21 protein-coding genes and 1 pseudogene are annotated in these 25463 nt (G+C 58.2%); 11 read left to right on the top strand and 11 right to left on the bottom strand.

Features of this window, described 5'->3' with window-relative positions; all coding sequences use genetic code 11:
- Window positions 1-254 precede the first annotated feature (254 nt).
- From ACI77H_RS11465 to ACI77H_RS11450, 4 genes and pseudogenes are all read right to left on the bottom strand, one after another.
- Window positions 255-2087, bottom strand: a complete 1833-nt coding sequence (locus tag ACI77H_RS11465; RefSeq protein ID WP_407012013.1) for an ABC transporter ATP-binding protein — start codon at window positions 2085-2087, stop codon at window positions 255-257.
- Window positions 2088-2177: 90 nt separating this feature from the next.
- Entirely contained in the window at window positions 2178-2735 is a 558-nt protein-coding gene (locus tag ACI77H_RS11460) for a peptidylprolyl isomerase (protein ID WP_407012012.1), read from the bottom strand.
- Between the two features lie 3 nt (window positions 2736-2738).
- Window positions 2739-3544, bottom strand: a pseudogene (locus tag ACI77H_RS11455) (alpha/beta fold hydrolase).
- Window positions 3545-3558: 14 nt separating this feature from the next.
- The gene (locus tag ACI77H_RS11450; RefSeq protein ID WP_017337034.1) at window positions 3559-4482 is read right to left on the bottom strand and encodes a LysR family transcriptional regulator; all 924 of its coding nucleotides are present in this window, start codon (window positions 4480-4482) and stop codon (window positions 3559-3561) included.
- A gap of 49 nt (window positions 4483-4531) precedes the next feature.
- Between ACI77H_RS11450 and ACI77H_RS11445 the strand changes: the two genes are divergently transcribed.
- The 3 genes from ACI77H_RS11445 (at window position 4532) to ACI77H_RS11435 (ending at window position 6818) form a co-directional block, all read left to right on the top strand.
- Window positions 4532-4846, top strand: coding sequence for a 3-phosphoglycerate kinase (locus ACI77H_RS11445; RefSeq protein ID WP_407012011.1), 315 nt, complete (start codon window positions 4532-4534; stop codon window positions 4844-4846).
- A 167-nt stretch (window positions 4847-5013) separates the two neighbouring features.
- The gene (locus tag ACI77H_RS11440) at window positions 5014-5613 is read left to right on the top strand and encodes an FMN-dependent NADH-azoreductase (protein ID WP_407012010.1); all 600 of its coding nucleotides are present in this window, start codon (window positions 5014-5016) and stop codon (window positions 5611-5613) included.
- A gap of 335 nt (window positions 5614-5948) precedes the next feature.
- A complete protein-coding gene (locus tag ACI77H_RS11435) occupies window positions 5949-6818 on the top strand; it encodes a carboxylate/amino acid/amine transporter (RefSeq protein WP_407012009.1) in 870 nt (289 codons plus the stop codon).
- A gap of 109 nt (window positions 6819-6927) precedes the next feature.
- Here the strand turns inward: ACI77H_RS11435 and ACI77H_RS11430 are convergent, their stop codons facing one another.
- On the bottom strand, window positions 6928-7815 hold the full coding sequence (locus ACI77H_RS11430; protein WP_008034284.1) for a LysR family transcriptional regulator: 888 nt from the start codon (window positions 7813-7815) through the stop codon (window positions 6928-6930).
- 159 nt (window positions 7816-7974) lie between these two features.
- Between ACI77H_RS11430 and ACI77H_RS11425 the strand changes: the two genes are divergently transcribed.
- Window positions 7975-8619 carry a hydrolase gene (locus ACI77H_RS11425; protein ID WP_150634053.1) on the top strand — a complete coding sequence of 215 codons (645 nt, stop codon included), beginning with the start codon at window positions 7975-7977 and terminating at the stop codon, window positions 8617-8619.
- Between the two features lie 131 nt (window positions 8620-8750).
- Here the strand turns inward: ACI77H_RS11425 and ACI77H_RS11420 are convergent, their stop codons facing one another.
- Window positions 8751-10049: a mechanosensitive ion channel family protein gene (locus ACI77H_RS11420; protein WP_407012008.1), complete on the bottom strand. Its 1299-nt coding sequence runs from the start codon at window positions 10047-10049 to the stop codon at window positions 8751-8753.
- A 193-nt stretch (window positions 10050-10242) separates the two neighbouring features.
- Here ACI77H_RS11420 and ACI77H_RS11415 point away from each other — a divergent pair, with 193 nt between their 5' ends.
- A complete protein-coding gene (locus ACI77H_RS11415) occupies window positions 10243-11589 on the top strand; it encodes a DEAD/DEAH box helicase (RefSeq protein WP_407012007.1) in 1347 nt (448 codons plus the stop codon).
- Between the two features lie 96 nt (window positions 11590-11685).
- Here ACI77H_RS11415 and ACI77H_RS11410 read toward each other — a convergent pair whose 3' ends face one another.
- Window positions 11686-11961, bottom strand: a complete 276-nt coding sequence (locus ACI77H_RS11410; RefSeq protein ID WP_407012006.1) for a hypothetical protein — start codon at window positions 11959-11961, stop codon at window positions 11686-11688.
- Between the two features lie 245 nt (window positions 11962-12206).
- On the opposite strand from ACI77H_RS11410, the gene ACI77H_RS11405 reads away from it, so the two are divergent.
- Both ACI77H_RS11405 and ACI77H_RS11400 read left to right on the top strand, forming a co-directional pair.
- A complete protein-coding gene (locus ACI77H_RS11405; RefSeq protein ID WP_407012005.1) occupies window positions 12207-17267 on the top strand; it encodes a DUF637 domain-containing protein in 5061 nt (1686 codons plus the stop codon).
- A 3-nt stretch (window positions 17268-17270) separates the two neighbouring features.
- Window positions 17271-17786: a hypothetical protein gene (locus tag ACI77H_RS11400; RefSeq protein WP_407012004.1), complete on the top strand. Its 516-nt coding sequence runs from the start codon at window positions 17271-17273 to the stop codon at window positions 17784-17786.
- 1431 nt (window positions 17787-19217) lie between these two features.
- Here the strand turns inward: ACI77H_RS11400 and ACI77H_RS11395 are convergent.
- Entirely contained in the window at window positions 19218-19952 is a 735-nt protein-coding gene (locus ACI77H_RS11395) for a DUF899 domain-containing protein (protein WP_407012003.1), read from the bottom strand.
- Window positions 19953-20129: 177 nt separating this feature from the next.
- Here ACI77H_RS11395 and ACI77H_RS11390 point away from each other — a divergent pair, with 177 nt between their 5' ends.
- A complete protein-coding gene (locus ACI77H_RS11390) occupies window positions 20130-20519 on the top strand; it encodes a transcriptional regulator (RefSeq protein WP_407012002.1) in 390 nt (129 codons plus the stop codon).
- A gap of 116 nt (window positions 20520-20635) precedes the next feature.
- Here ACI77H_RS11390 and ACI77H_RS11385 read toward each other — a convergent pair whose 3' ends face one another.
- The 3 genes from ACI77H_RS11385 to ACI77H_RS11375 form a co-directional block, all read right to left on the bottom strand.
- Window positions 20636-21505 carry a DUF6279 family lipoprotein gene (locus ACI77H_RS11385; RefSeq protein WP_407012001.1) on the bottom strand — a complete coding sequence of 290 codons (870 nt, stop codon included), beginning with the start codon at window positions 21503-21505 and terminating at the stop codon, window positions 20636-20638.
- Between the two features lie 65 nt (window positions 21506-21570).
- Window positions 21571-22287, bottom strand: coding sequence for a TorF family putative porin (locus ACI77H_RS11380; protein ID WP_407012000.1), 717 nt, complete (start codon window positions 22285-22287; stop codon window positions 21571-21573).
- A gap of 208 nt (window positions 22288-22495) precedes the next feature.
- Entirely contained in the window at window positions 22496-22684 is a 189-nt protein-coding gene (locus ACI77H_RS11375) for a hypothetical protein (RefSeq protein WP_017337097.1), read from the bottom strand.
- A gap of 350 nt (window positions 22685-23034) precedes the next feature.
- Here ACI77H_RS11375 and ACI77H_RS11370 point away from each other — a divergent pair, with 350 nt between their 5' ends.
- From ACI77H_RS11370 to ACI77H_RS11360, 3 genes are all read left to right on the top strand, one after another.
- Window positions 23035-23871: a S1 RNA-binding domain-containing protein gene (locus ACI77H_RS11370; RefSeq protein ID WP_407011999.1), complete on the top strand. Its 837-nt coding sequence runs from the start codon at window positions 23035-23037 to the stop codon at window positions 23869-23871.
- Window positions 23872-23917: 46 nt separating this feature from the next.
- A complete protein-coding gene (locus ACI77H_RS11365) occupies window positions 23918-24322 on the top strand; it encodes a DUF2177 family protein (RefSeq protein ID WP_407011998.1) in 405 nt (134 codons plus the stop codon).
- Between the two features lie 132 nt (window positions 24323-24454).
- Entirely contained in the window at window positions 24455-25387 is a 933-nt protein-coding gene (locus ACI77H_RS11360) for a DMT family transporter (protein WP_407011997.1), read from the top strand.
- Window positions 25388-25463: the final 76 nt, after the last annotated feature.

The following is a 25463-nucleotide window of genomic DNA, read 5'->3' as shown; positions in this document are numbered from 1 at the left end:
GGCTTCCTATCGAGACTTTATCGAGTTATGCATCCTGCTGATTTACGACAGGCTCATCTCCAGAACCTTGGCTGAGTACAGCAGGGTTTTTCTGGAATTCCAGTGGGTATGGGAACTGCCGGGGCCCGTGGGTGGCGGGTTGGGGCGGTTTTATTGGATTGGGATTGGCATTGGGGGCATATCCGTTTTTGCGGTAATGGCGGAACCCACATCAGCCATCACCAAAAAACGGATATTCACCCAATCCAGAAGCCTCAATCGATCCCGACAAACCCCCCGGTCTGGTGTTGCCACAACCGTGCATACAACCCACCATGCGCCAGCAGCTCAGCATGAGTCCCCATCTCGGCAATCTGGCCTTTTTCCAGCACCACCAAGCGGTCCATCCGCGCAATGGTCGACAGCCGGTGGGCAATGGCAATCACGGTTTTACCCTGCATCAGGGTTTCCAGGCTTTCCTGAATTGCCGCTTCGACTTCCGAATCCAGCGCCGAGGTGGCTTCGTCCATGATCAGGATCGGCGCGTCCTTGAGCAGCACGCGGGCGATGGCGATCCGCTGACGCTGCCCGCCGGAGAGTTTCACCCCGCGCTCACCGACATGCGCATCGAAACCGGTACGACCTTCGGCGTCCGAGAGCAACGGGATGAACTCGTCGGCCCGGGCCTTGTGCACCGCTTCCCAGAGTTCGGCATCGGTGGCGTCCGGTTTGCCGTAAAGCAAATTGTCGCGGATCGAGCGGTGCAGCAGCGACGTGTCCTGAGTGATCATGCCGATGCGCTCGCGCAGGCTTTCCTGGCCGACTTCGGCGATGTTCTGGCCGTCGATCAGAATCCGCCCGCCCTGCACGTCATAGAGGCGCAGCAACAGGTTGACCAAGGTCGATTTGCCAGCACCGGACGGGCCGATCAAGCCGATTTTTTCACCCGGTTTGATCGTCAGGTTGAGGTCGCCGATGATCCCGCTCTTCTTGCCGTAGTGGAAATCCACGTGCTCGAAACGTACTTCGCCCCGAGCGACGGTCAGCGGTTTGGCTTCCGCACGATCGGTGATGCTGACCGGTTGCGAGATGGTCTGCAAACCGTCCTGAACCATGCCGATGTTTTCGAAAATGCCGGTGACCACCCACATGATCCAGCCGGACATGTTGACGATGCGGATCACCAGGCCGGTGGCCAGCGCAATGGCGCCCACCGTAATCAGCGACTGCGTCCACAGCCACAGGGCCAGGCCCGTGGTGCTGACGATCAGCAAGCCGTTCATGCTGGTGATGACCACGTCCATGCTGGTGACCACGCGACCGGCCAGTTGGGCTTTGACCGTCTGTTCTTCGATGGCTTCCTTGGCGTATTGCTGCTCGAAATTGGTGTGGGCGAACAGCTTCAAGGTGGTGATGTTGGTGTAGCCATCGACGATCCGGCCCATGAGCTTGGAGCGCGCATCCGAGGACACCACCGAGCGCTCTTTCACCCGTGGCACGAAGTAGCAGAGGGCGCCGACGTACGCGGCGATCCAGGTCAGCAGCGGAATCATCAGGCGCCAGTCAGCTTCGGCAAACAGCACCAGCGAACTGATTGCGTAGATCCCCACATGCCACAGCGCGTCCACTGCCTGTACGGCGGAATCGCGCAGCGAGTTGCCGGTTTGCATGATGCGTTGGGCGATGCGTCCGGCGAAGTCGTTCTGGAAGAAATTCAGGCTCTGCTTGAGCACGTAACTGTGGTTTTGCCAGCGGATCATGCTGGTCATGCTCGGGCTCAGGGTCTGGTGCACCAGCAAGTCATGCAGGCCCACGAATATGGGGCGCAGGATCAGCGCGACCACCGCCATCCAGGCCAGTTCGATGCCGTGTTCCTGGAAGAAATTGACGTTGGGTGTGCCTTGGGCCAGGTCGATGATACGGCTCAGATAACTGAACAGCGCCACTTCGATCAGCGCGCCAAACAGGCCGACGATCAGCAGGGCGGCGAAACTCGGCCAGACCTGCTTCAGGTAATAGGTATAGAAGGGCAGAACACGATCGGGCGGGGCCGCCGTCGGGGCTTCACGGAAGATGTCGATCAGTTTTTCAAAACGGCGATAAAGCATCAGTTCTCCGCCCGCGTGCGGGCTCTCCTTTAAACACTATGAGCGGCGCCGGATGCCGGCGCCGCTCAACACTCCCTGTGCGTTTCGGTCTCAGTCGATGCGCTTGGCCGACTTGATGAACACAGGATCGGCCGGCACATCTTTCATGCCGCCACGGGTCGTCGTTTGCGAGTTGACGATGACGTCCACGACATCCATGCCTTTCACGACTTTACCGAAGACAGCATAGCCATCGCCCTGGTCCAGGAAGTCGTTGTCCTTCACGTTGATGAAGAACTGGCTGGTGGCCGAATCCGGCACGGAGGTGCGTGCCATGGACAGCGTGCCACGGACGTTATGCAGGCCGTTTTTGGACTCGTTCTTGATCGGAGCCTTGGTTTCTTTTTGCTGCATTTGTTGGGTGAAACCACCGCCCTGGACCATGAAGCCCGGAATCACGCGGTGAAAAATCGTGTTGTTGTAGAAGCCGCTGTCGACGTACTCAAGGAAGTTCTTGGTACTGATCGGCGCCTTGACCGGGTCCAGTTCGATTTCGATCTGGCCGTTGGTGGTTTCCAGCAGCACGTGTGGCGCCTTGGCGGGCGTGGCGGCCATCAGGTTGGCGGCAAACAGAACGGTGCCAGCGACGAGGGCAATTTTTTTCAGCATGGGTCAGTGATCCTGAGTGTGGTGGTGTCGACTGCGGTGAGAAACTCGAGCAGGGTTTGGTTGAAGCGTTCGGGTTGATCCAGCGGGGTGGCGTGACGCGAATCGGCGATCACCACCAGCCGCGCATCAGGCAGCAGTTTTACGTAAGTCTCCTTCAGCGACACCGGTGTGTAGTCACGGTCGGCGCTGACGATGAGGGTTGGACAGGACACCCTGGAAAGTCGTTCCTGAACACCCCAGCCCACGATCGCATCGAAGCTGGCGAGATAAGCATGTTTGTCGTTTTTTGCCCAGCGCTCGGCCATCTTTTGGCGCAATTCGGTCTGTTCCGGCTTGGGGAACAGTTTGCCTCCAAGGGCTTTGCCGATGGTGCCCAGGCTGAGCGCGCGCATCAGGCTCCAGCGTTTGAACCACTGCCAGTAATCGTCGCGGCTGCGCAATTTGACCTCGGGCGCGCTGTTGACGATGCACAGGCTCTTGAGCAATTGCGGCTGATCCACCGCCAGCTGGAAGCCGATCATGCCGCCCATCGACAGGCCCACATAATGTACCGGGCCGAGGTTCAGATGTTCGATCAGGGCGACCAGGTCGGCGCTGAATCCGGCGATGCTGTAGCGCTCGCGGGGTTTGTCGGAGCGGCCGTGGCCGCGCACATCCGGGACGATCACCCGGTAGCGGGCCGACAAGGCCGGGATCTGTTTTTCCCAGTCCAGGGTACTGGAACCGAGCCCGTGAACCAGCAGCAACGGCGTACCGTGGCCATATTCCTCATAGTGCAGGTTGCAACCTTCGTGTTCGAAATAGGCCATGCGATCACTCCGTGTCAGGCTTGTTCAGGGGCGGCGAAGGGCGCATCCAGCGGCGCGGTGTCGAAGGTGCGCAGCAGTTCGATGAGGATTTGCGTCGCCGGGCCCAGCGGTTTGTCCTTGTTCGAATACAGGTAGAAGCTCGGGTTGCGGCTGCCGCCCTGATCCAACGGTAGCAGCTTGAGCGTGCCTTCCTTCAGTTCGCGTTCGATCATGTGGCGTGGCAACCAGGCAAATCCCAGGCCGCTGCCGACAAACGTCGCGGCGGTGGCCAGGCTGCCGACGGTCCAGCGCTGTTCGGCGCCGAGCCAGCCAACATCCCGTGGTTGCTGACGGCCGGAGTCGCGAATCACCACTTGCATCTGGCTTTCCAGGTCCTGGAAATTCAATTCGCGGTTCAAACGGTGCAGGGCGTGCTCGGGGTGGGCGACGGCGACGAATTCGACGTCGCTCAATTCCGCGCCCAGATAGCCGGGAATACTGAAACCGGTGATCGCCAGGTCGGCCACGCCTTCGAGCAAGACTTCTTCAACCCCCGACAATACTTCTTCGCGCAGCCGCACACGGCAGCCACGGCTTTGCGGCATGAACGCGGTCAAGGCGCGGACGAGGCGGGCGCTCGGGTACGCGGCGTCGACCACCAGCCGTACTTCCGCTTCCCAGCCTTGCTCCATGTGATGCGCAAGGTCTTCCAGTTGGCTGGCCTGTTTCACCAGTTGCCGAGAACGGCGCAGCAGTACGCCGCCGGCTTCGGTCAATACGGCTTTGCGCCCGTCAATGCGCAGCAATGGCACGCCGAGCTGATCCTGCATGCGTGCCACGGTGTAGCTGACTGACGATTGCGAGCGGTGCAGCGCTTCGGCGGCCTGGGCGAAACCGCCGTGGTCGACCACGGCCTGTAACGTTCGCCATTGATCAAGGGTCACGCGGGGCGCTTTCATCTTGAGCTCCTCTTGTCCTAAGCTGGCGGTCCTTATTGGAGACTGCCGAATGAAAAAATTCTGTTATGTGCTGCTGGCGATGCTGCCGTTGACTGCGTTTGCCTATCCGATCGACGTGCAAAAACAGCTGAATGGCTTGAGCATCGACTACAACGCCTATGACACGGATACCGACATCGCCTCCATTCAGGTCAACAACTACGGCAGCACCGATGCAGTCTGTAAGGTGGTTTTCAATAACGGTCCGGAAGCGCCGCGCACCCGCAATATCGAAGTGGCTGCCGGTAAACATACAAATGCCACCGCCAAGTTCAGCCGAACCATCATCAAGATGCGGATCAACCTGAGCTGCACCCCGAAATAACATCAACATCCTGTGGGAGCGAACAAGGTCCCTCCCACGAGGCATGCTCAGCTTATAAACGAATTTATTGATGGGTTATAGCAGTTATTTGCGCTTTTTCATCGATATGGCTCTGTTTAACCTTCACTCCATCGACTTACAGCATTCTCAGATGGAGGCTACATCCCATGTCCCGCGTTCTGATCATCGAAAGCAGCGCCCGTCAGCAAGACTCGGTTTCGCGTCAACTGACCCAGACCTTCATCAGCCAGTGGAAAAGCGCCCACCCCAACGACCAGATCACCGTGCGTGACTTGGCGGTCAATCCGGTGCCGCACCTCGACATCAACCTGCTGGGCGGCTGGATGAAACCCGCCGAGCAGCGCAACGACATCGAACAGGCTTCTCTGGAACGCTCCAACCAGTTGACCGATGAGTTGCTGGCCGCCGACGTACTGGTGATGGCTGCACCGATGTACAACTTCGCGATCCCGAGCACGCTCAAAGCCTGGCTCGACCACGTGCTGCGTGCCGGCGTGACCTTCAAATACACCGACACCGGCCCGCAAGGCATGCTCAGCGGCAAACGCGCTTACGTGTTGACGGCGCGCGGCGGGATCTACGCCGGTAGCACCGCGGATCATCAGGAACCGTACCTGCGCCAGGTCATGGGCTTCATCGGCATTCACGACGTGACGTTCATCCACGCCGAAGGCATGAACCTGGGTGGCGACTTCCAGGAGAAGGGTCTTAACCAGGCCAACGCCAAGCTTTCCCAGGTTGCCTGACCCGTTAATCGCCAGATAATCACTGGATGGTCTAGTGACCTGGCGCAACCCTTCAAGCCTGTACGCGCATCGACCTCCCTTTGCACTTGTTGCTCCTGAGTGCTGTAGCCCGATTGAACGCTTTAGCGAGATCGGGCTTTTTTTTGCCTGTGATTTGGTTGGCGTACACATAAACCTGTGGGAGCGGGCTTGCCCGCGATGGCGGCGCCATATTCACCATGTATGTCGGCTGATATACCGTCATCGCGGGCAAGCCCGCTCCTACAGGGATCTGTGTGTTCTCGCGATCGCCGACAAAACCCGCTATCGTCGCCGCCATTCAAAACGAGGCGAGCATGGGCTATCTACTTTTTGTCACGCTGATCCAGGCGTTTTCCTTCAGTCTGATCGGCGAATACCTGGCCGGTCATGTCGACAGTTACTTCGCGGTGCTGGTGCGGGTGCTGCTGGCGGGATTGGTCTTTATTCCGTTGACGCGCTGGCGCTCGGTGGAGCCGGCGTTCATGCGCGGCATGCTGCTGATCGGTGCGTTGCAGTTCGGTGTGACTTACGTCTGCCTGTACCTGAGCTTCCGGGTGCTGACGGTGCCGGAAGTGTTGCTGTTCACCATTCTCACGCCGCTGCACGTGACGCTGATCGAAGACGCGCTGAACCGACGCTTCAATCCGTGGGCCCTGGTCGCAGCGCTGGTGGCGGTGCTCGGCGCGGCGGTGATTCGCTACGACCGGATCAACCCGGATTTCTTCATGGGGTTCCTGCTGCTGCAACTGGCCAACTTCACCTACGCCGCCGGGCAGGTGCTTTATAAGCATCTGGTGGCGCGTCATCCGAGCGATCTGCCACATTACCGGCGCTTCGGTTACTTCTACCTGGGGGCATTGGCGGTGGCGTTGCCGGCGTTTCTGCTGTTCGGCAAACCGAACTTCCTGCCCGAAGCACCGCTGCAATGGGGCGTGCTGGTGTTCCTCGGTCTGGTCTCGACCGCGTTGGGGTTGTACTGGTGGAACAAGGGCGCATGCCTGGTGAATGGCGGGACGCTGGCAGTGATGAACAATCTGCATGTGCCGGTCGGATTGCTGATCAATCTGCTGATCTGGAATCAGCATGAAGAACTGGGGCGGTTGTTCTTTGGCGGATCAGTGATTTTGATGGCGGTTTGGATCAGTCGACTGGGCATCAGGCGCACCGCCATTCGCTCTGCGTAGGAGCAAGCTTGCTCGCGATGAGGGCGTGTCAGGCGCTATCAATACTGCCTGACACTCCGCCTTCGTCGGAACGCCGCCCGCAGCAAGCCGGCTCCTACAAGGCTTTGCGTTATTTCTCTGCCAGCTGCGCCACCAGAAACTCGATGAAGGTCCGGGTCTTTTGCGGCACCCGGCGTGCCGAGGGATAGACCGCGTTGATCGTGATCGCCGGCGCCTGCCATTCACACATCACCGGCACCAACCGGCCAGCCGCCAACGCATCCTCGACAATGAAGTTGGGCAACAGCGCGATGCCCATTCCGGCCTCGGCGGCCTGGGCGAGCAAGTCGCCATTGTTGGCGTGCAACGGACCCGTGACGTTGACCCGTTGGGTTTCCTTGCCGTTGCACAGCTGCAAACTCACGCCGCTTTGCAAATATCCGTAGTTCAAACATTGATGGGCCCGCAGATCCTGCGGCGTCTGCGGCGTGCCAGCGCGTTCGAGGTACGCAGGTGAGGCGACCATGATGCGCGGGGCTGGCGCCAGTTGCCGGGCAATCATCGTCGAGTCCGGCATGCTGGCGATGCGGATAGTCACGTCGAAACCACCGCGCACCGGGTCAACCTGCTGATCGCTGAGCACCAGTTGCAGCTCTATGTTCGGGTGTTGTTCATGAAACAGCGGAATCAGCGGCCCCAGTCGGCGCAACCCGAAAGACATCGGCGCATTGACTCGCAGCACCCCGCGTAACTCACCGATGCCATTACGAGCACGCTGTTCGGCCTCGTCCAGCGAGGCCAGCACTTCCCGCGCCGCGTCGAAATACTCCGCGCCAGCTTCGGTCAGGTGCAGGCTGCGCGTGGTGCGCTGCAGCAATTGCACGCCGATGGCTTCCTCCAGCGCCTGAATCTGTTTGCTGACTTTTGATCGCGGCACATCCATTGCCCGTGCCGCGGCCGCGAAGCCGTTCTCGCCGACCGTGACGACGAACGCGCGCATGCATTCGATGCGATCCATGATTGTCCCTATTTTAGAATCAATGATTCTCGATTTTAGGTAATTGTCCCTTTCCTTGCTAGCCCCTAAAGTGACATCCAAGCCGACGACAAAGCCTCTGAAAGCCGCGTCGACTAACCCATTACTGATTTGAATTATCGACATCAAAAGGAACGCGCCATGTCTATTCGTGAATTGCTCAACCCAACCAACTCCGCTCTGATCCTGATCGACCACCAGCCGCAAATGGCATTCGGCGTGCAATCGATTGACCGTCAGACCCTGAAGAACAACACGGTTGGCCTGGCCAAGGCCGCCAAGATCTTCAACGTGCCGACGATCTACACCTCGGTGGAAACCGAAAGCTTCAGCGGTTTCATCTGGCCGGAGCTGCTGGCCGTGCACCCGGATCAAAAGCCGATCGAGCGCACCTCGATGAACTCCTGGGAAGACAAGGCACTGGTTGACGCGGTGAAAGCCACCGGTCGCAAGAAGCTGATCATTGCCGCGCTCTGGACCGAAGTCTGCCTGACCTTCCCGGCGCTGGAAGCCCTGGCTGAAGGCTACGAGGTCTACATCGTGACCGACGCGTCTGGCGGCACCACCAAAGAAGCTCACGACATGTCGGTGCAGCGGATGATTCAAGCCGGCGCGGTGCCGGTCACCTGGCAACAAGTGTTGCTGGAATACCAGCGTGACTGGGCACACAAAGATACTTACGAGGCCGTGATGGAACTGGTGCTGGAACACAGCGGCGCGTATGGCATGGGCGTGGATTACGCTTACACCATGGTGCACAAGGCACCGCAGCGTCAGGTCAAGTAAGCAGTGATCATCTGAACGATGCGGTCCATGTGGGAGCGGGCCTGCTCGCGATGGCGGAGTGTCAGTCTACGAATCCATTGACTGACACGCCCCCATCGCGGGCAAGCCCGCTCCCACAAGTTTTTGTGGGGTTACATGATGTGTTTTTCGGGTTCGGGGATGTGGCTAGCGCCCAGCATGGCCGGGAGTAATCCGGCCCGCAGATCCCCGCCACTCGGCTGCTGGTAAAGGCTCAACCCGAACTCCGGCAGCACCGCCAGCAAGTAATCGAAAATATCCCCCTGAATCCGCTCGTAATCCGCCCACGCCGTGGTGCGGGTGAAGCAGTAGATTTCCAGTGGAATCCCCTGCGCCGTGGTTTGCATCTGCCGCACCATGCAGGTCATGTTGGGTTGGACCTCCGGGTGGCTCTTCAAATACGCCAGCGCATAGGCGCGGAAGGTCCCGATGTTGGTCATCCGCCGACGGTTGGCCGACATGGCCGCGACGTTGCCCTGCGCCTCGTTCCAGGCTTTCAGTTCGGCTTGTTTGCGGCTGATGTAGTCCGTCAGCAAATGCACCTGCGCCAGTTTTGCTTCTTCGTCATCGCGCACGAACCGCACGCCGCTGGCATCGATGAACAGACTGCGCTTGATCCGTCGCCCACCGGACTGCTGCATGCCGCGCCAGTTCTTGAACGACTCGGACATCAGGCGCCAGGTCGGAATCGAAACGATGGTTTTATCGAAGTTCTGCACTTTGACCGTGTGTAGCGTGATGTCCACCACATCGCCATCGGCGCCGACTTGCGGCATCTCGATCCAGTCGCCGACCCGCAGCATGTCGTTGCTGGTCAGTTGTACGCTGGCGACGAACGACAGCAGGGTGTCCTTGTAGACCAACAGGATCACCGCCGACATGGCGCCAAGCCCCGACAGCAGCAACAGCGGCGAACGGTCGATCAAGGTCGCGACGATGATGATGGCGCCAAACACATACAACACCATTTTCGCCAGTTGCACGTAGCCTTTGATCGAGCGGGTGCGGGCGTGTTCGGTGCGGGCGTAGATGTCCAGCAACGTATTGAGCAGGGCGCTGATGGCCAGCACCAGGAACAGAATGGTGAAGGCCAGTGCGACGTTGCCGAGGAAAGTCAGGCTGGTTTTGCTCAGTTCCGGCACCAGGTGCAGGCCGAACTGGATCACCAGCGACGGCGTCATCTGCGCCAATCGGTGAAACACCTTGTTATGCCGAAGGTCGTTGACCCAGTGCAGCGCCGGTTGGCGGCCGAGCATTTTGGTCGCGTGGAGGACCAGGTAACGCGCCACTCGTCCGAGGCCTAGCGCCACCACCAGCAACACAAGCAGCCCGAGGCCGGAATGCAGGAGCGGATGCTGATCGAGCGCACCCCAGAGGTCTTGGATGTTGAGCCAGAGCTGTTTGATATCCATGGGTAAAACCGTTTCTTCTATAGGACGCGTCGGCGCGATTAGAGCATTTAAGAGGCTTTGCATGACGTTTGAGGACAAAAAACGCAACAAAAAAGCCACTGTTTACGCTCGATTGCATAAAGAAACTCGGCCTTCGCGCTCGAAACCGTTACCCTATGCAGCTGTTTTTTTGTATTTCTTCGAGGTAGCACCCGTGTTTTCCCAATTCGCCCTGCACGAACGCCTGCTCAAAGCCGTGGCCGAGCTTAAATTTGTCGAGCCAACGCCTGTGCAAGCAGCGGCTATTCCGCTGGCGCTCCAAGGGCGTGACCTGCGGGTGACAGCGCAAACCGGTAGCGGCAAAACCGCTGCTTTCGTTTTGCCGATCCTCAACCGTCTGATCGGCCCGGCGAAAATCCGCGTCAGCATCAAGACCCTGATCCTGCTGCCAACCCGCGAGCTGGCCCAGCAGACCATCAAGGAAGTCGAGCGCTTCGCGCAGTTCACCTTCATCAAGTCCGGCCTGATCACCGGCGGTGAAGACTTCAAGGTCCAGGCCGCCATGCTGCGCAAGGTGCCGGACATCCTGATCGGTACGCCGGGCCGGATGATCGAACAACTGAACGCCGGCAACCTTGATTTGAAAGAAGTCGAAGTGCTGGTACTCGACGAAGCCGACCGCATGCTCGACATGGGCTTCGCCGAAGACGTGCAGCGTCTGGTGGAAGAGTGCACCAATCGCCAGCAGACCATGCTGTTCTCCGCCACCACTGGCGGTTCGGGCCTGCGCGAGATGGTGGCCAAGGTTCTGAACAATCCGGAACACCTGCAGCTGAACAACGTCAGCGACCTGAACGCGACCACCCGTCAGCAGATCATCACCGCTGACCACAACCAGCACAAAGAGCAGATCGTGAACTGGCTGCTGGCCAACGAGACCTATCAGAAGGCCATCGTGTTCACCAACACCAGGGCGATGGCCGACCGTATCTACGGCCGCTTGGTCGCCCAAGATTACAAAGCGTTCGTGCTGCACGGCGACAAGGACCAGAAAGACCGCAAACTGGCGATCGACCGTCTGAAGCAGGGCGGCGTGAAAATCCTCGTCGCCACCGACGTCGCCGCGCGCGGCCTCGACGTCGACGGTCTGGACCTGGTGATCAACTTCGACATGCCACGCAGCGGCGATGAGTACGTTCACCGCATCGGTCGTACCGGTCGCGCCGGCAACGATGGCCTGGCCATCTCGCTGATCTGCCACGGCGACTGGAACCTGATGTCGAGCGTCGAGCGCTACCTCAAGCAGAGCTTCGAGCGCCGCACCATCAAGGAAGTCAAAGGCACCTACGGCGGACCGAAAAAGGTCAAGGCCTCGGGTAAAGCGGTTGGCGTGAAGAAGAAAAAGGTCGACGCCAAGGGCGAGAAGAAGAAAACCGGCGCCAAGGCACCGACCAAGCGCAAAATCGCCAACCGCCCGAAGACCGACGCCCTGTCGCTGGTCAGCAAGGACGGCATGGCGCCGCTCAAGCGCCGCAAGCCGGAAGCCCCGGCTGCTGAATAAAGCGCCGTAGCAAGCCAAAAAAACCGGACTAATGTCCGGTTTTTTTATGCCCGTAAAGCAATCACTTGCAGGAGCGGCGGGCTGCTTTCCCAATGATCAGCTTTCGGCTTTTTTATCCGCCGTCTCCAACTCTTTCATGCGCTGATCGATCAACTGGCACTTGTCCGGTAGATCCGCGCTGGCCGTACCCAAATCCATTTTCTGCAACTCATCGTTGATCTCCTTGGCCTTCTTCGGATTCTGCTCGGTGAGCTTGGCGACTTCCTTGGCCAGTTGTTCGCGTTTGAGGGTGGCTTCCTCGGGCGTACAGGCCCAAACGGGCAGGGCGCAGGCGAGGGTGGCGGCGAGGGTAAGTTTCAGTAGGGTTTTCATCGGTTGGGCCTCGGTTCCATATCGGGCGGTTAAACGGTTGAGGCCACTCGAGGCCTTAAAGTTCCGCTGGCTGCGCACGGTGGAAACAGCGCTTGGGAATCGTCCTGCTGCCCTTGGTTTCTTCCGGCATGCGTTGAAGAGGTTTCCTGCCGTCTTCCCGGATTCGTCTGCTTCAGGCGATAACGCTCATCGGTTAGCGTTTCCTGAATCTGACCAACCAAGGGCTGATTTCGACCCAGCAGGCGTTGAAAATCAACGCCGTCAACGTGACCCAGAACGGCGGCCGAATCGCCAGTGCCGGCAACGGCGCACTGGCCCTCAGCGGCACCCTCGACAACTTCGGCCGGCTGACGTCCAGCGCCAATCTGAGCGTCGTCGCCGACCGCATCGACAACGGTGGCACGCTTGGCGCGCAGCAGCTACTCAGCCTCAGCGCTGCCCGAGACATCAATAACCGGGCGGACAGCCTGATCTTCAGCGGCGCCGACATGACCTTGCGCGCCGACAGTCTGCTCAACCGCTACGCCGACTTCTACAGCAAGGGAAAACTCAGCTTCGCGGCCCTGGATGGTGGCAAGGCCAGCCAGTTGATCAACCGCTCCGGCAGCATCGAAAGCGCCAGTGACATCGACATCAAGGTGCGCGAGCTGACCAACGAAAAGGCTGATTTCGAAGCCACCCAAGCCATCGCCAGCCGCAGCATCGTGATCAACTGCACCGATTGCAGCGGCGGCACTCACTCCGGCTATTACATTGTTCGCACCCTTTACGAAGGCCGCATTCTCAAGGACTCCCCAGCGTCGCGCCTGCTGGCTAACCAGGACCTGTTGCTCGACGCGGTCATCGTCATCAACAGCCAAAGCCTGCTGGCCGCCAACCGCCACGCGACCATCACGGCCAGCAACTTTTATAACCGCGGGTTCACCCTCGACAATCGCGAAGAGAACATCAACTACTTCCTCAGCGGCGTCAGCAAGAGTGCCTACCGGGTCACCGAAGCTGCGACCAACGCCTGGAACGCCAACTACGCCGGGCAGCCTCTCGCCAATCAGGCGCCGATTCCGATCGAGGTGACGCAATACCCGATCGAGAACATCACCAACACCATCATGCCCGGCAACAACACGACCCATGTCGGCACCGTGCAGGCCGGTGGCACGCTGAAACTGAACGTCAGCGGAGAGCTGGTCAACGGCAGCCTCACTAATCAGGGGAACGCCCAGCTCATCGGCGCCACCCTCGACAGCCAGGCCTTTGGCGCCGGTGGCCAGCAAATAATCCTCGCCAGTCCGGTGGGCAGCCCGGGCCCGCTGAAGGACGTCACACGCATTGAAACCGTCGCTGTCGACGGCAGCGTAAAAGTCAGCTTTGTCCCGGTCGATTTTACCGGCGCAGCGTTCGTCGGCATCGACCCGACCTTGCTCCCGAGTTTCCGCCTGCCTCAAGGCGATTACGGCCTGTTCACCCAGAGCCGAAACCCGGCCAACAAATACCTGATCGAAACCAACCCCTCGCTCGTCGACCTCTCGAAGTTCATGAGCTCGGACTACTTGATCGGCAAGCTCGGCTACGACCCCGACCAGGCCGCACGCCGATTGGGCGATGGCCGCTACGAAACCCGACTGATTGCCGACGCCGTGCGCGCCCAGACCGGCCAGCGCTTCCTCGCCGATGGCCTGAGCAGCGACTACGAGCAATTCCAGTACCTGATGGACAACGCCATCAGCAGCAAGAACGCCCTGAACCTGAGCGTCGGCGTCACGCTGACCTCGCAGCAAGTGGCGGCCTTGACCCACGACATCGTCTGGATGGAAGAGCGGGTCATCGACGGCGAAACCGTGCTGGTGCCGGTGCTGTACCTGGCCAAAGTCGACTCGCGAAATCTGCGCGGCGGCAGTCTGGTTCAGGGGCGCAACGTGGAGATGATCACCGGCGGTGATCTGAAAAACGTCGGGACATTGCGCGCCAGTGAAAATCTGAGCGCATTGAGCGGCGGCAGTATCTTGCAGGGCGGCCTGGCGCAGGCCAACGCCAACCTGACCCTGCTGGCACAAGACAGCATCCGCAACGCCATGGCCGGGGAAATCCGCGCCGACAAGGTCAACCTCACCAGCCTCAAGGGCGACATCACCAACGACCGCACCGCCACGACCTTCAACATCGGCGCCGGCAGCAACACCCAGGTCGATGCCGGCAGCAGCATCAGCGCCGGTTCAAAACTGACGATCAACGCGGCGAACAACCTGACCAGCAAAGGCCAGATCAGCAGTGGCGGCGATGCCACGTTGACCGCCGGCAACGACATCAACCTGCTCGCGGTTGAAGACCGCACCGTCACCCGCGACGCCCTGCGTCGCGGCCTGCGCACCGAAGAAACCCTCACCCAGTTGGGCTCCAGCGTAACCGCCGCGGGCAACCTGACCCTGCACGCGGGCCGCGACCTCAACTCCGTCGCCAGCAAGGCCAGTGCCGGAAAGGACCTGAACGCCAGCGCCGACGGCGACATCAACCTGATCTCGGCCGAGGACGAACACAACCTTGAGAGCCGCTACAAGAAGGGCAACAAAAAGGTTCATGAGATCGATGACCAGACTCGTCAGGTGGCCAGCGAGTTTAGTGCGGGTGGGAATCTGTCCGTCAAGGCCGCAGGGGATGTAACGCTGCTGGCGAGTAACCTGACAGCAGGCAACGAGGCCTACGTTTACGCCGGCAACAACCTCAACGTGCTCGCCGCGGAAAACAGGGATTACACGCTGTATGACATGAAGAAAAAGGGGAGTTGGGGCAGCAAGGCAACTCGCCGCGATGAAGTGACGGATGTGAAAAACATCGGCAGTCAGATTACCAGCGGAGGGAACCTGGCGCTGGAGAGCGGCGGGGATCAGTTGTATCAGGTGGCCAAGCTCAATAGTGGTAAGGACCTGACGCTCGACAGTGGTGGGAGCATCACGTTTGAGGCGGTGAAGGATTCGCATCAGGAAAGCCACGACAAGAGCAAAAGCAGCCTGATTTGGAACTCGATGTCGGGCAAAGGCAATACCGACGAAACCTTGCGTCAGACCCAGATGGTTGCCCAAGGCAAACTAGTGATCAAAGCGGTCGAAGGCCTGAAAATCGACATAAAACAGGTCGATCAACAATTGGTAAGTCAGACCATCGATGCGATGGTCAAGGCCGATCCGCAACTTGCGTGGCTTAAAGAGGCTGAGAAGCGTGGGGATGTGGATTGGCGTCAGGTCAAGGAGATACACGACGCCTATAAGTACAGCCATTCCAGTATGGGCGGAGCTGTGCAGTTGATCATTGCGATCATCGTGACGTACTTCACGGCAGGTGCTGCCAGTGGCTTTATCGGGGGGGCAATGGCTGGTTCTGGCACGGCCATGGCGGCAGCAGGTACAGCAACAGCATCAGCCGTAGCTGGCGGCGCTGCGGTCGGTTCAACAGTAGCGGCTGGCTGGGCCAATCTGGCGCTTAGCGCTATCGCAGCAGGTGCGGCGAGCAACGCGACTGTTAGCTTCATCAATAACGGAGGTGATCTAGGGGCGGTTCTGAAGGATGTCACCTCCGCAGGCGCTCTGCGTGGTTATGTGGTTTCGGGTGTCACGGCCGGTCTGACAGCCGGTGTTTATGACCAATGGACCAGCACCCAAACAGGCGCCGGCGGCGTGTTGCAAAACGGCGGCAAGGTTATTACAAGCAGTGGACTGTCCACTCTGGAGGGTGCAGGGCGTTTTGCTGCTAACCAACTCCTGCAAAACGGTACTTCGACACTCCTGGATCGTGCATTGGGAGGGGATAGTCAGTTCGATGATGCTCTGCGCAGCAGCCTGGCAAATACCTTTGCGGCAGTAGGCTTCAACTGGGTTGGAGATTTCAGTGATCGTCACAAGCTATCCGAGGGAGGATTGGCCAAGGCGGGTCTGCATGCCGTGATGGGCGGCTTGGCCGCGGAAGCTGCCGGTGGGGACTTCAAGACCGGTGCACTGGCTGGCGGCGTGAATGAGCTTCTGGTTGATATTCTGGCCACGCAGTACAGCGGGATGCCTAAGGAGCAGAGAAACAAGCTTCTGGTTATGAACTCCCAAGTGATCGGCGTACTGGCAGCCGCCGCGCAAGGTGGTGATGGGAGTGCCCTGCAGACAGGATCTTGGGTCGCCGGGAGTGCAACGTCCTATAACCGGCTGTTGCATTCTGCAGAGAAGAAAGCCCTAACCGAAGAAGCAGATGCCCTTGAGAAACGTTTGGGTAAGCCTACGTCCGACATGTCCTGGGGCGATGTTCTGCTGCTTGCTGCTAATGCCCAAGTGGATGCGACAGAAAACGCACGACTGCAGGCGCTTCTGGCGAGCTTTCCTCCGGGTAGCCCGGAGGGACAGCATTTCGCAAATGACCTGCAAGAAGCAATAACGAGCATCCATCGCCTGGCGTCTCAGAATATCGCACTTACTTGGGGCGACGGGCGCACGATCGTCGCCAATGGCGCGGAGGTTCATGCCTTCCAGTCGACAACGGCGCAGTTTGTTGATTCAGCATTGTTCAATACATCTTCGCAGTGGTCTCAGAGTGGCGGTAGCAACTGGGCTGACGATAAAGACATCGTTCCAGAGTCCTGGAAGAAGCAGTTTGGTGAGAAAAATGCTGCCATTTACCTGAGAGAAATCGCTGGAGTTTCTAGCAGCCAAAGCGAAATCGATGATCTGGTGCAAAGGGTTTCAACCGTACTGGGTGGCGGTATCAGTGACGTAACCTGGGATCTTGATGTTGCACTTGCGCTTACAGGGGCTCCTGCTGTATTAAGGGCTTTACTGGCTAAGCGGCTTGCTACGGTTGGTGCAAAAGTAACTGGTGCAGCTGAAGTGCCGGCTACTTCTGCAATTGCGCGTGTTGGGTTGAGAGACGATCTGGCCGCCCAAGCAGGGATTCCTCGAAATATTGCTGAATCGCCGTCGAGCATGTGGGGTAAATCGATTGATGATATCAAGCAGTCGCTAACGCTTGATGGTGCGAGCGTTACGCCGAAAGCACCATTGGCTGGCACTTCAGGTAAAGCACAGGTCTTTAACATTGAAGGACACCCGACAATAAAAGAGGTAGAGTTCCATCCGGGCGGTGGAACCCACGGTGATAGTCCGTACTATAAGCTTGTTAGTACTGAGAAGATTGGCAATAAAAATATAGAAATACGGGTAATTGATCCGTTGCCTGATTTTAGTCCGGGCACTATTACGCGTTATCAACAATACTTTGATACCCAAGGAAATCGTCTGAAATATGAGGGCGGTGAGTGGAAGGGGTGGAAGTGATCTATGAGAAATTTATTCCCTGATTTGTACTCTGACCTTGTTCCAGGTATGTCAGCAGCAGGATTCTCTTTAGGTGAATCGTTTTCCAATGTTAGCGAAAAAGTTGGGGCGGTTGAGTGGTACGGTCCGGAAGTACCTGTTCGTGACATTCTCCTTCAGAATAACTCTTGGGTCGGAATTAAGAGAAAAATCGGTTTTGGCAATGAGCTTTTATTTTCATATCGATTTATGAATGAGGTGGTCTCGCTGTACTTCGAAAATAGCGGAAGGCTTTATAGGATTGCCGTAGGTGAAGGGTATCGTGGAAGATTTAATAGTGTCAGCGTGGGGGATGATCTCCGGAGCTTAGAAAGGGAGTTTGATGTTTTGTTTAATGATGCGGATGATGACTTTCTTCTAAGAAAAAGTGGAAGCATATTGACAGGGATTAGTTTTGTTACAGACTACAGAGCTTCCTTGGAAGATGCGCCAGAACAAGTTATCAAGTTTATATCAATACATGACTGGTCCCTTCGATAAAAATAGTGGGCAGACCACGTTTTCATAAGCCCATAAAAATAAATAGGTGCAAAAGGGGTAGCAGGAGTTGCTGATGAGATACCTGCGACTTCAGCTATCGCCCGAGATGGGCTGCGAGAAGACTTAGCCACACAGGCGGGAATACCGCGTAATCTTGTGGGTCAGCCCTCTAGTATTTTGGGGGATCGATAGACGATATTAAGCAGTCGTTCATTATGGATGGCGCTACGGTTACATCTGTACCTGCAAAAGCCAGTTCATCAGGCAATGCTCAAATATTTAAAGTTGAAGGCAGTGGTACGGGTATTAAAGAATTTCAATAACGGGGACAGACCACATTCTTTGAGGCGGATGTATCGGTAGTAGTCCACATCTTTATTAATAAAGTTGAGGTCTATCTCTTTTTATCCCTTCCTCGGCGGCGTCAGCAAGAGTACCTACCGGGTCACCGAGGCCGCGACCAACGCCTGGAACGCTAACTACGCCGGGCAGCCACTCGCCAATCAGGCGCCGATTCCGATCGAGGTGACGAAATACCCGATCGAGAACATCACCAACACCATCATGCCCGGCAACAACACGACCCATGTCGGCACCGTGCAGGCCGGTGGCACGCTGAAACTGAACGTCAGCGGTGAGCTGGTCAACGGCAGCCTCACCAACCAGGGGAACGCCCAACTCATCGGCGCCACCCTCGACAGCCAGGCCTTTGGCGCCGGTGGACAGCAAATAATCCTCGCCAGCCCGGTGGGCAGCCCGGGCCCGTTGAAGGACGTCAAACGCATTGAAACCGTCGCTGTCGACGGCAGCGTAAAAGTCAGCTTTGTCCCGGTCGATTTTACCGGCGCAGCCTTCGTCGGCATCGACCCGACCTCGCTCCCGAGTTTCCGCCTGCCTCAAGGCGATTACGGCCTGTTCACCCAGAGCCGAAACCCGGCCAACAAATACCTGATCGAAACCAACCCCTCGCTCGTCGACCTCTCGACGTTCATGAGCTCGGACTACTTGATCGGCAAGCTCGGCTACGACCCCGACCAGGCCGCACGCCGATTGGGCGATGGCCGCTACGAAACCCGACTGATTGCCGACGCCGTGCGCGCCCAGACCGGCCAGCGCTTCCTCGCCGATGGCCTGAGCAGCGACTACGAGCAATTCCAGTACCTGATGGACAACGCCATCAGCAGCAAGAACGCCCTGAACCTGAGCGTCGGCGTCACGCTGACCTCGCAGCAAGTGGCGGCCTTGACCCACGACATCGTCTGGATGGAAGAGCGGGTCATCGACGGCGAAACCGTGCTGGTGCCGGTGCTGTACCTGGCCAAGGTCGACTCGCGAAATCTGCGCGGTGCTCCTACAGGATTTGCGGTGTTCACGGGAACTGCATCCAGTCCAGACCGCTGTAGGAGCAAGCTTGCTCGCGAAGGCTGCGATTTACCCCCAATGGCAGCAGCTCGAAGACTCCTTGTCTTCATACCTATCGTGATGCTTCACCCATTCCATGATCTCCTCTTCATTGCGCCCCTTGGGCGTGAGGTCGAGGTAGTTGTAGGCGCCGACCAGCATGTCCAGGCCTCGGGCGTAGGTGGAATAGGTGTGAAAGATTTCGCCGGCGTCATTGCGATAAAACACACTCAGGCCGGGGAGTTCTTCTTCGGCGCTGTCAGATTTTTCGTAGTTGTAGGTCGCCTTGCCGGCAGCGACATCCTCTGATCGGGCGGTGACGCCAAAGTCGTAGTTGAAATCGCAGCCTTCTGACGAGACCCAGTCGAACTTCCAGCCCATGCGTCGCTTGAACCCCAGGAATTCGGCGAACGGTGCGTGGGAAACCGCCACGACGGCGACGTCATGGTGCGCCAGGTGCTGGTTGGCGCCGTCGATGTGGTCGGACAGGAAAGAGCAACCGGGGCAGCCTTCGTCCCAACCGTGGGCGAACATGAAGTGGTAGACAACCAGTTGGCTACGAGTGCCGAACAGGTCGGCCAGTTTCAGTTCGCCGTTGAGGCCCTGGAAGTGATAGTCCTTGTCGATTTTCACCCAGGGTAGTGCACGCCGCTCGGCGCTGAGTTTGTCCCGTTCCCGGGTGAAGGCTTTTTCGTGGACCAGGTGTTGGCGGCGGGCGCTGAGCCATTCTTCTCGGGACACGAGCGGATGGTTCTGAATGTTCATCGGTTTTTCTCCTGCGGGGGGCTGGGAGCGGCCTTACACAGCCTAGTCGTTCGGCCTACGCTCCAATCGACATACCGCCGGTCGGTACGGGCAAACAGCCTGGCTGAACGGCTGACGACGCAGCCGGTCACAACCTATGAAGGCCATCACACTCACGGGCTTTGGAGGTTGGATAGGATGACGACTTATAACTGGGATTTGATTGAACGCCTGCTGCACGAAGTGCAAAACGCAGCACCCAGCTTCACACCGCGACCCTATGCAGAAGAGTACGCGGCAGAAAAAGGTGCGGAAGGCGAGCAGACTGAAAACCTGGATCACCTGAAAGCGGTGGCCGGTGAGTATGAAAAGTTACTGTTGGCGCGGGGCTATATCGAGCCTCGACCTGAAGAGCAAGGCGGCACCGGCTCGAACTACATGCTGACCATGCGTGGTTCGCGGCTGTTGAGCCTGATCGACAGCAGCATTCCGGGCAATGACCATCCGCGGCAGGTGCTGGATGAGCAGGTCGATGCGTTGGATGAGGTGACGTTTGATGAAGTGGCGTCCAAAGCGCAGATAGCCTGACGTACACACGACCCCTTGTAGGCGCTGGCTTGCCAGCGATTGCGGTCTTTCAGTCAACATGGATGTTGGATGTTATGGCCTTATCGCTGGCAAGCCAGCTCCTGCAGGGGGGATGACTATCCCTGCTTCGCTGCTTTCAGGCACTTCAAATCATTGAAGTCTTTGCGCACTCCTTCGATTTTCTTTAACAGCCGCTCACGCTGGGTCGGCGTGCTCTCGGCCATCAAATCGACAAATAACCCGCGCGCCTGAACTTCGGTGTTGGCGTAAGCCTTGCGGTAATCGGGCGTCCATAGGCTCTCTCGATTCACCAGAAGCGTCTCTATACGCTGTGGGAATTCTGGACTCTGGCGCTGCGCAACTGCCGCGCTGAACTGTTTCTGCCAGTGAGCTCGGTTGGCAATCCATTGCGTGTTCTGGTCGCCCAATGCATTTGACCAGGCAACGACCCGTTGTCTTTGGGTCGGGCTAAGCGGTCCTATCCAGTCATCCAGACGTTTTTCCATGCGCTCGCCACGCTCCTTGATCTGCTGATCGAGCGACGGTTTTACGTAGTCCTGTTGGCGTTTGCGCTGGTCCTTGGTAAAGGCTTCGTTCATTTCAGCGACTTGCTTGTCGTCCAGCCCCTGCAACAATTCGATGGCCGACGGGGTGATTTCCCGGGCGGTCTGGGCGATGGCTTGTTTGGCTTCCTGGGTGCGGGTTTGCAGGGCGGCGTCGCTAACCTGGTTGGTTTCGACCATCACCTGCAAACGGTCCAGCCAGTCAAGATAGCCCGGCAGTTGCGTGGTGCAGTGCCAGCTCAGGTGTTCCTTCAGGCGTTCGTGGAACCAGCCTTTCTGTTCGCCATTCATGTCCAGGTAATCGCTGAGCGTCCACGGAATGATCACGTCGAGGTTGCGATAGGCCAGGCCCACGCGGCTGCAGGCGCCGAGGGCGAGACTGAGGGTGATGACGACGGCAAGACATTTCAACCAGCGCGACATGGGCGAGTCCTTGCGAAAGCGTAGGTTCTCATGTGAACGCAGGATGAGCCTGCCAGTTCAGCCGATCAATAGAACGCGCGTTCGGCCTTGAGGGTGACCAGGCCGTCACATTGGCTGTTGTGTCCGGAATAGGCGGAGCAGTCACCGCCGCTGAGGCTCGAGTCGCTGTAGATCAGGTCAAGGTCGATACCCATGAATGGTCGGGACAGTGTCAGCGACCAGTCGGTGAAATTGCCTACGTACCCGCCGTCCACCGACACCGGGGTGTTGAGCTGGTGAGTGGTGTATTTCATGCTGATCCCGATGCCGAACGGCTGATTACCACGGAGGTCGGCGAACACGGTGCTGTTCTGTTTGTCCGGATCGTTGCTGAACGCTGCGCCGAAACGACTGCCCAGCAGAGTCAGGCCACCGAAGAGTTCCTGGGTGTTGAGCGTGTCCACTTTCGGGTAGCTGTAATGGATCATGCCGACTTCGTAACCGAGGGTTTGATCGAAGGGCTGTTTAAAACCCATGTAGGAATCCACTTCAAGGTTGTTCCCCGGACTCAACCCCATGCTCGGAGACCACTGCCCGAAGTAAAAGCCGCTGGCGTGGCTCAGGTCGAGCCCGCCGTGGAAAGAGCCGGTGGTCGAAGGTTTGACCAGCCCCTGGGCCATGCTGCGGCTGGGGGTGGTGCCGAGCTTGAGGTCGAAGTCGCCCAGCTCACGCTGGAAAACTTGCGCGTTGGCGACCGAGCAGAAAAGCAGGTTGCCCAGCAAGAAAAGAGAGAGTTTGAGCATGCGTCACTCCATGACCGCGAGGAGCAGAAACAAAAACTGCTGAAACGCTTGATCTAGACGTGTGCAAGCATACCGGCGAATGCTCGGCATCGAGGGCCGTTCGTCGATTTTTGAAATATTGGTGTGTTTGGCGGGGTGTTGCGGGAGGGTTCCAGTCCAAGCGCTTCGAAGCTCAAAGCGCTTAGGGACCAGTTAACGCGGTGGAATATTACTTCTTGCCGAGCGTGATCTGCTTGGACGGGCCGAACGTCTGGCCGCTGACGCCTTTGGCAATTTGCTGGATCTCGCCGCCAGACTTGAGGAACGCAGCAATCTGGTTGTTGATTGATTCGCTGGTTTCAACGGCTGGAGCTGGCTTTGCTTTGCTGTTGGATGCTTTTACACGCATGGCGGCCATTAACCTGTAGAAATTAACTTGGCCACGCATCGTACAGGAAATACTTGACAATTGCTTGGCAAATATCCCCCTGAAATACACATCACGGAAACTGGAATAATCGCAAGTTATTATTCGAAATATTCCCCTAAGCTGCTGTTTTAACTAAGAACATGGGTGGGTGGACATGGGCTTTTGCCTGGCTGGAGGGGGCGAAAGTGCTTGGGCTGTTCTGACGAGTGGCCAGCCGTGCGCGACAAAACCCAGAAAAATTAAGGCCTTCAGAGGATTTTCTCGCGCCACCGGGCCGGCCGCCGAACGCGGCCGGCAAAAACGGGTAGAATGCCGCCCACGCAATGAGGGTATTGGACATGGCTTTAGTCGGGCGTTACAACAGTTTGCAAGTGGTTAAACACACTAACTTCGGTTTATATCTGGACGGTGGCGCGGACGGCGAAATCCTTCTGCCTAATCGTTACATTCCCAAAGATATTCCCAGCGAAGATGAAGACTGGCTCAACGTTTTTATTTATCTGGACAGCGATGACAAACTCATCGCAACTACCGAAAAGCCGAAAGTTCAGGTCGGTGAATTCGCCAGTTTGAAAGTCGTTGAAGTCAACAGCATCGGTGTCTTCCTGGATTGGGGCCTGCCGAAAGATCTGTTGCTGCCGTATTCCGAAGAAAAACGTCAGATGACCGCTGGCGAGTACGTCGTGGTGCACGTCTACCTCGACAAGCACACCCGTCGCATCACCGCGACGGCGCGTCTGGACCGCTATCTGGACAAGACTGCGGCCAACTACACCCCGGGCCAGGAAGTTGATCTGCTGGTTGCCGAAGCGACCGATATGGGCTTCAAGGCAATCATCAACAACAAGCACTGGGGCTTGATCCACAAGAATGAAATCTTCAAGTTCATGCGTGCCGGTAAGGAAGAGAAGGGCTTTATCAAAGAAGTCCGTGCCGACGGCAAGATCAGCCTGAGCCTGCAACCGGTGGGCGAAGAAGCCGCCACCAGCCTGAACTCGAAGATCCTCGCCAAGTTGCGCGACAACAACGGCACGCTGCCGGTGAGCGACAAGAGCGACCCGACGGTGATTACCAGCATGTTCGGTGTCAGCAAGGGCAACTTCAAGAAGGCCATCGGTGCGTTGTACAAGAACGGCCAAATCGTCATTCATGCCGATCGCATTGAACTAAGCTGATTTCGCACCGGCCCCATGTAGGTCGATGACATGGGGTTGGCCTGCTATGAAAAATGCGCTGTTCGCCTACGTTGGCACCTTGCTGGCGTTTCTTGTGCTCGACGGGCTCTGGCTCGGCGTGCTGATGGCCCCGACCTATCGGGGGCTGCTTGGGACGTTGATGCTTGACCAACCGCTGCTGGCCCCGGCAGCGGTGTTCTATCTGCTCTATACCGTCGGTTGTGTGGTGTTTGTGGTGTTGCCGGCGAGTACCTGGCCGCGTGCCGCACGCCTGGGTGCATTGTTGGGGCTGGTGGCTTACGGCACGTATGACCTCAGCAACTGGGCGACGCTGCACGGGTGGTCGGCGCAGTTGGCATTGATGGACATGGCGTGGGGCACCCTGGCGACCGCTGTCGCTTGCACGGTCGGCTATTGGGCGTCGCGCAAGATGACGTCCGTGGGGATTTGAAGGTCTTGCGCAGGCTACTTTTTCAGGCCACCTGGTTAATAATCGACAGACTGTTTTTTGCCCCGGCCCTGAGTCGGGGCTTTGCTTTTTACTGTGAGTCACTGTCATGGATTGTGTTGTCGAGGTGTTCCGGTGAGCGCCACCCGGCGTAGCGCCGATGGGTTTGCCCTGCAAGTGATGATCGGGTTGTGCCTGATCTGGGGCGTGCAGCAAGTGATGATCAAGTGGGCGGCGCCGGATATCGCGCCGGTCATGCAGGCGGCCGCTCGGTCGGGCATTTCTTCTTTGCTTGTAGGATTACTGATCTGCTGGAAGGGTGGCTGGGATCAGGTCAGCCATACGTGGCGTGGTGGACTACTGGCCGGCGCGCTGTTTGGGCTGGAGTTTTTCTTCATTTCCGAAGGCTTGCAGCTGACCACGGCCGCACACATGTCGGTGTTCCTCTACACCGCGCCGATCTTCACCGCGTTGGGTGTGCACTGGCTGTTGCCGAGCGAGCGTTTGAGACCGGTGCAATGGTTGGGGATTTTCCTGGCGTTTGTCGGGATTGCCATCGCGTTTGCCGGTGGGGTGTCCTGGGACAACCTCGATCACCGCATGTTGATGGGTGATGCGCTGGGCGTGCTGGCCGGCGCCTCTTGGGGGGCGACCACGGTGGTGGTGCGGGCCTCGCGCCTGTCGGAGGCACCGGTGACGCTCACGTTGTTCTACCAATTGATTGTCGGTTTCGTCGGCCTGCTGCTGATCGCGCTGCTCAGCGGCCAGATCACCCATGTCAGCCTGACTACCGTGGCCGTGGCCAGCGTGCTGTTCCAGGGCCTGGCGGTCTCGTTTTTCAGCTACCTGACGTGGTTCTGGCTGTTGCGCCGGTATCTGGCGGCGAATCTCGCGGTGTTTTCGTTCATGACGCCGTTGTTCGGCGTCACGTTCGGCGTGGTGTTGCTGGGTGAGGCGCTGAGTCTCAACTTTGTCATCGGTGCCGTGTTGGTGCTGCTTGGCATCACGTTTGTCAGCGCTGAGCTGTGGGTGCGCCGCCGTTTGCGCAAAGCCCTTGGCCAGCAGTGAACGGACCGAGCAACAAGGCGTCGAACGGCGCAGCAGGCGGTTTAGCCATGATGTCGATTCAGGCCAAGACGATTGC

Origin of the sequence: Pseudomonas sp. O230 (assembly GCF_045447035.1) — a bacterium.
Lineage (GTDB): Bacteria > Pseudomonadota > Gammaproteobacteria > Pseudomonadales > Pseudomonadaceae > Aquipseudomonas.
Note: the sequence above shows the minus strand (reverse complement) of the source record. Positions and strands in the feature narration are given on the sequence as shown.